1 protein-coding gene is annotated in these 561 nt (G+C 72.5%); it reads right to left on the bottom strand.

Annotation, left to right across the window (positions count from 1 at the left end; translation table 11 throughout):
* On the bottom strand, positions 1-561 hold a 561-nt coding region (locus tag HG543_RS54055; RefSeq protein ID WP_169352725.1), incomplete at both ends, for an AMP-binding protein.

Below are 561 nucleotides of genomic sequence, written 5' to 3'. Positions count from 1 at the left end.
CGTCGGCCAGCCGCCGCACCTGGTCCCCCGTGCGGTACAGGCGCTCTCCGGGCGTCGAGGCGAAGGGGTCGGGAATGAAGCGCTCGGCCGTCAGCTCCGGCCGGCCGAGGTAGCCGCGCACCACGCCAGCACCGCCGATGAACAGCTCCCCGGGCACGCCCACCGGCAGCGGCCGCAGGTGCGAGTCGAGGACGTACAGGCGGGTATTGGCAATGGGCCGGCCCAGGCTGACGACGGAAGGCTGGGCGGGCAGGGCGAAGCAGGAGGACCAGACGGTGGTTTCCGTCGGCCCGTACATATTGAGCACGGAGGGCACGCGCTCGCGCAGCTGGCGGGCCACCTCCAGCGGCAGGGCCTCACCACCAACGAGCAGCTGCTGGAGTGAGCGCAGGGCCTCGGCACTGGCGGAGTCGAGAAGCAGGGCGCGCGCCAGAGACGGCGTGCACTGCAGGTGGGTGATGGCGTGCTGGCGCACGGCGCGCGGCAGCCAGTCGGGACTCAGGGTGTCGGCCTGCAGCAGGACGCGGAAGCCACGCGCCAGCGTCCAGAGCAGCTCGAGGA

The sequence above is a fragment of the Pyxidicoccus fallax genome, from assembly GCF_012933655.1.
Taxonomy (GTDB): Bacteria; Myxococcota; Myxococcia; order Myxococcales; family Myxococcaceae; genus Myxococcus; species Myxococcus fallax.
This window is presented reverse-complemented; position numbering and strand designations above follow the sequence as displayed.